We start from the raw sequence: 8472 nt of genomic DNA on the forward strand, positions 1-8472 counted from the left end.
GCTTCACCCTCGCTGGTGGCCGCCACGCCGATGGCCCAGGGCCCGCCGGGCGCCAGCGCCTCGATCACGGCGCGGAGCACGTGCGGAACCCCCAGCCCGTAGGCGTCGGCCTTGAGCATGGGAACCAGGGCCGAGCCCGGCGCGGCGCGCTGCACGCGGCGCAGGTTGGCCCTCAGCGCGCCCAGGTCCACCTCGACCCAGGCTCTCGAAACCGCGGTTGACGGATCGGACACGAAACCGGTATTCTAGGCCGCCTGTGAGCCCGTCGCAAGCCGAAAACCCGCCCCTGCCGCCCCCCGGCGGCACCTTCGACCGCGCGCTGGCGCTGGCCGCCTTTCTCCGCGCGCGCTGCCCGTGGGACGCGGCGCAGACCCCCGCGTCCCTGCAGCCCTACCTCGTCGAGGAGGCGCACGAGGCGGCGCGGGCCATCGCCGCGGGCAACGCGGAGGCGGTGCGGGACGAGCTGGGCGACCTGCTGCTGAACGTGGCCTTCCAGGTCGTGATGGCCGAGGAGGACGGGCTCTTCGGCCGCGAGGACGTGGTGGCGGCGGTCGAGCAAAAGATGCGCCGGAGGCACCCGCACCTGTACGGCGGCGCGCACCAGCCGTGGGAGGCCATCAAGGCGCGCGAGCGGGCGGAGCGCGGCGCGGCGGAGTCGATCCTGGACGCCGTTCCCTCGGGGCTGGACCCCCTCACCCGCGCCTACCGGGTGCAGGCGCGCGTGGCCGAGTTCGGCTTCGACTGGAGCGACTGGCGCGGCGCGTGGGACAAGGTGCGCGAGGAGGTGGACGAGGCCCGCCACGAGCTGGAATCGGGCGACCCGGCGAAGGTGGAGGAGGAGCTGGGCGACCTCCTCTTCGCCGTGGTGAACCTGGTGCGGCTGGCCGACGCGCATCCCTCGTCCGCGCTGAGCCGGGCGAACGAGAAGTTCGCGCGGCGCTTCGGCGCGGTCGAGGCGCTGGCGGCGGAGCGCGGGCTGGTCTTCGGCCAGGCAACGCTGGAAGAGCTGGACGTGCTCTGGGACGAGGTGAAGCGCCGCGAGCGGGCGGGCGGCGGAACCCCGGGCACCGGCGAGGGGTGACACGCCTCTTGCGTGACTCCGGCGGTGACGGCGGGCGCCGCCGCGTCGTCACCTCCCCGCGCGCATCGGCTTCCGCGCGCGCCCCGCACAGGCAGGCTTCGGCGGACGGATGACCCTTCTCGGGAAGACGATCTCTTCGGTGGACGATCCAGCGCGCGGGGCGATGCCCTTCGCGCCGCTCGCGCGCTCCCCCGTCGCGCGGGAGGGGCGATGAGGCTCCGGCAGCGCATCGTGCTGACCCTGCTGGCGACCGTGGTGGTGATGGGCATCCCCGCCACCTACGCGCTGCTGTCGCTGGGCACCGTGCATCGCATCGCGTCGGAGCTGAAGGTGCGCGACACCGAGGCCACCTCGAACCTGGGGAGCCTGCGCAAGAACCTCGAGGCGCTGCAGTCGGCCGACGACAACGCGGTGGTGCTCATCAACATCGACCGGCCCAAGGCGGACTCGTGGCGCGGGACGGCCGAGGACGCCATGGCCGCCGGCGACCGAGACCTGGCCGCGCTGATCCGGCGGCCGCACGGCGCCGCCTACCGCCGCGCGGTGACCGACGCGCGGCACCAGTGGGAGACGCTGAAGAGCGTGGTGCGGCGGGAGTTCCAGCTGCTCCCCTTTCCCACGCCCGACGACCAGGACCGGTTCCGCGGGACCTACGCCGACCCGGCGTACCGGGGAATGACCGAACGCCTGAAGCCCATCGACGAGGCCATCGGCGCCGAGGCCGAGGAGCGGGTGCGGCGCGCGTCCGACGTGGCCACGGCGGCGCGCAACACCACGCTCGTGGCGCTCGCGCTGTCGCTGGCGCTCACCGTGATCATCGGCATCCTGATGACGCGGGCCATGCTGCGCCCCATCGACGAGCTGGGGCGGGGGATGAGCCACGTGGCCGAGGGCGACTTCGAGCCCGACGTGCGCATCCCGGTGGAGCGGCCCGACGAGATCGGCGACCTGGCGCGCTCGTTCTCGACCATGACGGCGCAGCTGGCCGAGCTGGACCGCCTGAAGGCCGAGTTCGTGTCGGTGGCCAGCCACGAGATCAAGACGCCGCTCTCCGTCATCCGCGGCTACGTCTCCCTCCTGGCCGACGGCATCTACGGGAGCGTGAACGACCAGCAGAAGAAGACGCTGGAGGCCGTGTCGGACCAGGTGGACCGCCTCACCCGCCTCGTGCACCGGCTGCTCGACATCTCCCGCTTCGAGGCGGGGGGCGGGCGGCTGGAGCTGCGCCGCATCAACGTGCGCGACTTCCTGGAGGAGCTGACCAGCGGCTTCCGCGTGCTGGCCTTCCAGAACGGCATCGACTTCCACGTGCAGGTGGCCGGCGACGCGCCGGTGAACATCGAGGGCGACGCCGACCGGCTGAACGAGGTGCTGGGGAACATCCTGTCCAACGCCTTCAAGTTCACCGAGCGCGGCGGCCGCATCGCCCTCGACGCGGAGCGCGACGGCACGGGGCTGTGCGTGGCGGTGCGCGACAGCGGGGTGGGGATCCCGGCCGACAAGCTGCCCAAGATCTTCGAGAAGTTCTACCAGGTGGACAACAGCGCGCAGCCGCGCTCGGTGGGGTCGGGGCTGGGGCTGGCCATCGCGCGCGAGATCGTGGAGGCCCACGGGGGCACGATCACTGCAGAGAGCGAGGTCGGAAAAGGGACGATGTTCCGAGTGACCCTCCCCGAGCGGCCGCCCGCCCCGCGCGCCGCCGAGCCCCATGCCCCTGCCGTGCGCCGATGAAGACGCTGCGCCTGATATTCGCCGTGCCGCTCCTGTCCGCCTGCGCCACGCTCGGCCTGGGGCGCGGCCCGCGCGAGCCGGGCGGCGGCGCGCGCGAGCAGCTGTGGCGGCAGGCGTTCGACGCCTACTCGCACGACTCGCTGCGCGTGGCCGAGGCGCTGTACCAGCGGCTGGCGGCCGAGTATCCGCGGACGCACGAGGGGCACGAGTCGCGCTACTTCCTGGGGCTGCTGAACCTGGACCCGCGCGCCGGGGCAGACCTGCGCGCGGCGGAGCAGCACCTGGCCATCTACGTGGCCGACGACTCGGCGCGGTCGCTGCGCGGCGGCTACCGGCGCGAGGCGGGAACGCTGCTGGGGCTCGTCCGGCAGATGCGGGTTCCCTGCGGCGACCGCCCCCCGGGGCTGGCCGGCGGGTGCGACACCACCACCGTCACCCGCACCGTCACGCAGCCGGGCGAAAGCGGGGGCGCGTCGGCGGCGGAGCTGGCGCGCCTGCGCCGCGGCTTCTCGGAGCGGGGCGACACCATCCGCGACCTGCGCACCGAGCTGGAGCGCATCCGCAACACGCTGGCGCCGCGACGCCCCTGAACGGCTGAACCGCAGGACCGCAGGGCTCACGCAGGGAAGCAGAGGAGCGGAGAACTCATCGTTTTCCGCTCCTCTTCTGCATCTTCCCGACCTCGCTGGATCTCACGCGGAGACGCGGAGACGCGGAGAAACTCGCCGAGGACCTCCGCGCCTCCGCGCCTCCGCGTGAGATCGCCGTTCCCGGGGGTCGGAACATTCCTTGTATCTGCGCGGTCCGCATGGCGACGACGACGCACTCCCGCACTCCCGCACTCCCGCACTCCCGCACTCCCCGTCCGGCGGCGAAGAAGCCGGCGGCGGAGCGGTGGTGGCGGCGCGCGGGGAGCCCGGACGACGGCTTCACCTACCTGCGCGGCGACGGCAAGCCGCTGCGCAGCGAGCCGGCGCTGGAGCGCATCCGCGCGCTCGCCATCCCCCCCGCGTGGACGGACGTGCACATCGCCGCCGGCGCGGGCGCCAAGGTGCAGGCGTGGGGGATCGACGCCGCGGGGCGCAAGCAGTACCGCTATCACCCCGACGCCGTGGCGAAGGGCGCCCGCCGCAAGTACCGCCGCCTGCTGCAGTACGCCCGCGACCTCCCCCGCCTGCGCGAGGCCACCGAGGTGCACCTGAAGGAGCCGGGCGTGGGGCGGCGCAAGGTGCTGGCGCTCATCGTCCGGCTCATGCAGCGCGGCTTCTTTCGCATCGGCAGCGAGAAGTACGCGGTGCGCAACAAGACCTTCGGCATTGCCACGCTGCGCCGGAAGCACCTGCGCATCAGCGGCAACGACCTGCTCTTCCGCTACATCGGCAAGAAGTCCATCGACACGCGCAAGGTGGTGGCCGACACGCCGCTGGTGGAGGTAATCCAGGAGGTGATGAAGCTTCCCGGCGCGCGGCTGTTCAAGTACGTGGACGAGGAGGGAAAGGTGCGGAGCGTCACCGCGACCGACGTGAACCGCTACCTGAAGGAGGTGGTGGGGGAGCGGTACACCTCCAAGGACATCCGCACCTGGGGCGGCACGGTGCGCGCGGCCACCATCCTGGCCGACCTGGGCCCCGCGAAGAGCGAGCGCGAGGCCAGGCAGAACGTGGTGCTGGCCTGCAAGCTGGTGTCGTCGGAGCTGGGCAACACCCCCGCCGTCTGCCGCAGCGCGTACATCCACCCCGCCGTGTTCGACCGCTACCTGCAGGGGCGCACCATCGCCCCGCTCATGCGCGAGCTTCCGCGCCCCGACGACGACGCCAACCCCGGCCGCTACTATCCCGAGGAAGCGGCGCTGATGCGCTTCCTCGAAAAGTGGGGATGACTCACGCGGAGACGCGGAGGCGCGGAGAGCTCACCGCGTGATGAGTTCTCTGCGTCTCCGCGTCTCCGCGTGAGATCGCGGTTGGCGATGCCCGATCAGCAGACCGGGGCCTCGGTTTCCGCGCAGAGGTCGGTCTCGGCGCAGAACGGGGTCAGGTTGCACGGGTCGCAGGAATCGATCTGCGACTCGCAGTGCTTCACCGAGCACCCGGCGTACGTGGAGTTGCACCACTCCGTGTACTGCGTGTCGTGGCCGCGCACCGTGCCGCCGCGGCCGGCGTCGCCGGTGTCGAACGACTCCACCTGCAGCGCGTCGAGCCCGAGCGTAAGCTTCTTCATGGGTGGGATCTCCGGATCTTTGGGGATGAAGATGCCTCGCGGGAGTCGCGAGGCAGGGGGGTGATGCGGGTGCCCCCGCCGGCGGATGCGCGGCGGAGGCGATCGGGATCGGGATTACTTCGGCGGCAGCTGCGGCTCGCCCATGGCGGCGGGGATCTCGTCGTCCTCGCGCGCGCAGGTGAGGCGCGACACGCAGCCGATCGTGGGCTTGCACCCCACGTACGTCGACTGGCACCATTCGGTGATGCGCGTGTCGTGGCCGCGGACGGTGCCCTCGCCGGCCGCCTCGGCCCCGGTGTCGAACGACTCCACGCTCAGCGCGTCCAGCTCCAGCGTCAGCTTCTTCATCGCGGTCTCCAGTTCGTGAGGGGTGATCCGCATCGGAGGGACGGACCGCGCCGCCACCGGCGGACCGGCGGAGGCGCGGGGAATCGCCCTGCCTGGACGCTACTTCGGGGGGAGCTGGCGCTCGCCCATCGCGGCGGGGATCTCGTCCTCCTGCCGCGCGCAGGTGAGGTTCGAAACGCAGCCCACCGTGGGCTTGCAGCCCACGTACGTGGAGTAGCACCACTCGGTTTCGCGCGTGTCGTGGCCGCGCACGGTGCCGCCGCGGGCGGCCCCGGTGCCCGTGTCGAACGACTCCACGCTCAGCGCGTCCAGCTCCAGCATCAGCTTCTTCATGTTTGGCCTCCGGGATCGAGGTTGGACATGCGCCGCCCGCGCCGCGGCGGGCGGACGCACCCCCGCCGGCAATACGCGGCGGGGGCGGTCGGTCGAGCTACTTCGGCGGCAGCTGCGGCTCGCCCAGCGCGGCGGGGAGCTGCTCGTCGTCGTGCCGCGCGCAGGTGTAGCGCGTGGGGCACGCCTGCGTGGGCAGGCAGGGCTTGAACGGCGTGGGGCAGAACTCGGTCTCGCGCGTGTCGTGGCCGCGCACCGAGCCCCGGAGGTCTTCCGCCAGGCCGGTCTCGAACGTGTCCACGCGCAGGGCTTCGAGCTGGAGCGTGAGCTTCTTCATCGTGGGCCTCCGTGCTGGAATGGAGATGCCTCGCGGCGGCGTGGCCGCGAAAGACACGACCGCCCCTCGCCGGGATCGGCGAGGGGCGTAGGGCACGCTACTTCGGCGGCAGCTGCTCGGCGTCGTCGTCGTGGCGGGCGCAGGTGTCGACCGTGGGACACACGCTGCTGGGCTTGCACGGCTTCATCGAGCAGAACTCGGTGACGCGCGTGTCGTGGCCCCGCACGGTGCCGCGGCGGTCCTCGGCCTCGCCCGCGGTGAACGAATCCACGGTAAGGTCTTCGAGCTGGAGCGTGAGCTTGCGCATTCGGTGTTCTCCCTCGGTGTGGGGATGACGGAAAATTGCCGCGCCCGCCGCGCCCTTCGTGATGCTCCGGAACCAGATGGTGCGCACCGGGGCCCCAACGGCGCGGCGGGCGACGGAACATCATCCCGCGCCGGATATCGCGCAAGTCTTCGCCGCATCTCGGCCCGCGTGCTTCCGACGCGCGTAGCAGACGCCCCGTTTCGGCGCGCCGGAAGGGGGCGCGAAGTGCTACGCGTGTCGATCCGCCGCCTACTCGGCCGGCTCCTGCCGCTCCAACGGCCCCGGGTCGTCCACCTGGCAGCCGCAATGCGTCAGCACGCCGCACGTACGCGTGTTGCAGAACTCGGTGTAGCGCGTGTCGTGGCCGCGCACGGTGCCGCGCCCGGCGGCGTTCTCGCCCATGTCGAACGACTCCACCGCCAGCGTCCCGACATCCAGCATCAGCTTCTTCATCGTGCCCTCTCCGTTCGGGGGACCGTGCGCGCCCGTGCGGCGCGCCGGGCCGGGAAGCGCCGCAGGATGCGGGCCCGCGGCAACCCGCGTCCCCATCTACGCCCCGCTCTGTTTCACCAGCAGGCTATCAGCCTCCATCGGCTGATGGAAACGGGTGCCGGCGAACGTTCGCGCGGTGGACGGCGGCGACGAAAAGCGCCCCCGCCGGCAGGTCCGGCGGGGGCGCGTCACGATCGATCCGCGGCGAGGCGTCAGCTGGCGCCGGCCGCCTGCTTGTAGCGGCGGTTCACCTCGTCCCAGTTCACCGTGCTGAACCACGCGTCCAGGTAGTCCGGGCGGCGGTTCTGGTAGTTCAGGTAGTAGGCGTGCTCCCACACGTCTATCCCCAGGATGGGGAACTTGCCCTCCATCAGCGGGCTGTCCTGGTTGGCGGTGTCGGTCACCGCCAAGCGCCCGTTGTCCCACACCAGCCACGCCCACCCGCTCCCGAAGCGCCCCTTCCCGGCGGCCACCAGCTTCTCCTTCAGCCCCGCGAAGCCGCCGAAGTTCGCGTCGATCGCGCCGGCGATGGGGCCGGTGGGGTCGCCCCCGCCGCCGGGCCCCATGATCTGCCAGAACAGGCTGTGGTTGCTGTGCCCGCCGCCGTTGTTGCGCACGGCGCCGCGGATGTCGTCGGGCACCTCGTTGATGCGCCGCAGCAGCGCGTCCACGTCGTCGCCGGCCTGGAACTCCGGGTGCTTCTCCAGCGCGGCGTTCAGGTTGTCGACGTACGTCTTGTGGTGCTTGTCGTGGTGGATCTCCATCGTCTTCGCGTCGATGTGCGGCTCCAGCGCGTCGAAGGCGTACGGCAGATCCGGCAGGGTGAACGGCATCACGCACCTCCCATCGGGTTTCTGGTCCAACTCCCCTCCCCACACCTCCACGAGAGAGGCTCCGGGGGGAGAATGTATCCCGCTGGAAATTTTTCGCCACCGGTGCCGCGGAGATGATTTTCGCGGGGCCGGCGATCGGCATGAACGGCGGGCTCGGGCGTGTTTGGCGCCGAGGCGCCAAACCGGGCTGCGCGCGCGGTAGGCAACGATACGACCGTTGCCAACCGCGCCGGGCCACCGCCGCGCCGTGCATCCGCGCGATTCGCCGGCATCCTCCCACGCGCGGCGCCGTCCCGGCCCTCCGGGCGCGCATCCCTCACGCAACCGCGGGTCGGCAGGCGATGCCGTCCATCGCCGAGGTCCGCATCGTCGCGCCGGGAGAAGACCGGGGGACGAGGGCTCCCGTCGCGCGGAGAGCACGACAGCGAAGGGGGAGGCCCCCGATCGGAAGCCTCCCCCTCTGCATCCCGCGACCGGGACGATCAGCTGTTGCCGTCGCCCTGGTCGCCGGCGTTGCTGGAGCCGCTGCCGAACTCGGTTCCGCCGCCTTGCGAGCCGAGGTTCGTCGCCCCGCCCATCCCCTCGGCACCGGAGCGCTGCGTGGTGCCGCGGCCGCCGGCGCTCATCCCGCCGCCCGAGCGGTTGCCTCCCATGAAGCCGCTGCCGGAGCGGTTGCCGCTGCCGACCATCCCGCCGCCCGAGCGGCTGCCGCCGGCGCCCATCCCGCCCCCGTAGCCGCCGCCGCGCGACTGGCTGCCGCGCATCATTCCGCCGCGGCCGCCGCGCGTGGGCTCGG

The 8472-nt window shown here is 72.2% G+C and carries 12 protein-coding genes and 1 pseudogene; 4 read left to right on the plus strand and 9 right to left on the minus strand.

Annotated elements, in window-relative coordinates; all coding sequences use genetic code 11:
* Positions 1–233: alanine racemase (locus VLK66_RS19975; RefSeq protein ID WP_325311235.1), on the minus strand; the 233-nt coding region annotated here is incomplete at its 3' end.
* A gap of 23 nt (positions 234–256) precedes the next feature.
* Here VLK66_RS19975 and mazG point away from each other — a divergent pair.
* From mazG to VLK66_RS19995, 4 genes are all read left to right on the plus strand, one after another.
* The gene (gene mazG, locus VLK66_RS19980) at positions 257–1081 is read left to right on the plus strand and encodes a nucleoside triphosphate pyrophosphohydrolase (protein WP_325311236.1); all 825 of its coding nucleotides are present in this window, start codon (positions 257–259) and stop codon (positions 1079–1081) included.
* A gap of 210 nt (positions 1082–1291) precedes the next feature.
* Complete coding sequence (locus tag VLK66_RS19985; protein ID WP_325311237.1) at positions 1292–2812, plus strand: HAMP domain-containing sensor histidine kinase; 1521 nt, start codon at positions 1292–1294, stop codon at positions 2810–2812.
* The gene (locus tag VLK66_RS19990) at positions 2809–3402 is read left to right on the plus strand and encodes a hypothetical protein (RefSeq protein ID WP_325311238.1); all 594 of its coding nucleotides are present in this window, start codon (positions 2809–2811) and stop codon (positions 3400–3402) included. The genes VLK66_RS19985 and VLK66_RS19990 overlap by 4 nt, the downstream gene beginning before the upstream one ends.
* A gap of 218 nt (positions 3403–3620) precedes the next feature.
* Positions 3621–4691, plus strand: a complete 1071-nt coding sequence (locus tag VLK66_RS19995) for a hypothetical protein (RefSeq protein ID WP_325311239.1) — start codon at positions 3621–3623, stop codon at positions 4689–4691.
* Between the two features lie 95 nt (positions 4692–4786).
* On the opposite strand, the gene VLK66_RS20000 is transcribed toward VLK66_RS19995, so the two are convergent.
* The 8 genes and pseudogenes from VLK66_RS20000 to VLK66_RS20035 all read right to left on the minus strand — a co-directional run.
* Positions 4787–5029 (minus strand): hypothetical protein, encoded by a 243-nt coding sequence (locus VLK66_RS20000; RefSeq protein WP_325311240.1) that lies wholly within the window; start codon positions 5027–5029, stop codon positions 4787–4789.
* 114 nt (positions 5030–5143) lie between these two features.
* Positions 5144–5377, minus strand: a complete 234-nt coding sequence (locus tag VLK66_RS20005; protein ID WP_325311241.1) for a hypothetical protein — start codon at positions 5375–5377, stop codon at positions 5144–5146.
* Positions 5378–5476: 99 nt separating this feature from the next.
* Positions 5477–5710: a hypothetical protein gene (locus VLK66_RS20010; RefSeq protein ID WP_325311242.1), complete on the minus strand. Its 234-nt coding sequence runs from the start codon at positions 5708–5710 to the stop codon at positions 5477–5479.
* Positions 5711–5807: 97 nt separating this feature from the next.
* Complete coding sequence (locus tag VLK66_RS20015) at positions 5808–6044, minus strand: hypothetical protein (RefSeq protein ID WP_325311243.1); 237 nt, start codon at positions 6042–6044, stop codon at positions 5808–5810.
* 97 nt (positions 6045–6141) lie between these two features.
* On the minus strand, positions 6142–6351 hold the full coding sequence (locus tag VLK66_RS20020) for a hypothetical protein (RefSeq protein ID WP_325311244.1): 210 nt from the start codon (positions 6349–6351) through the stop codon (positions 6142–6144).
* Between the two features lie 249 nt (positions 6352–6600).
* Positions 6601–6804 (minus strand): hypothetical protein, encoded by a 204-nt coding sequence (locus VLK66_RS20025; protein ID WP_325311245.1) that lies wholly within the window; start codon positions 6802–6804, stop codon positions 6601–6603.
* Between the two features lie 251 nt (positions 6805–7055).
* Entirely contained in the window at positions 7056–7676 is a 621-nt protein-coding gene (locus VLK66_RS20030; protein ID WP_325311246.1) for a superoxide dismutase, read from the minus strand.
* Between the two features lie 482 nt (positions 7677–8158).
* A pseudogene (locus tag VLK66_RS20035) lies at positions 8159–8472 on the minus strand (hypothetical protein); the annotation flags it as partial.

It is taken from the genome of Longimicrobium sp. (assembly GCF_035474595.1).
Taxonomy (GTDB): domain Bacteria; phylum Gemmatimonadota; class Gemmatimonadetes; order Longimicrobiales; family Longimicrobiaceae; genus Longimicrobium.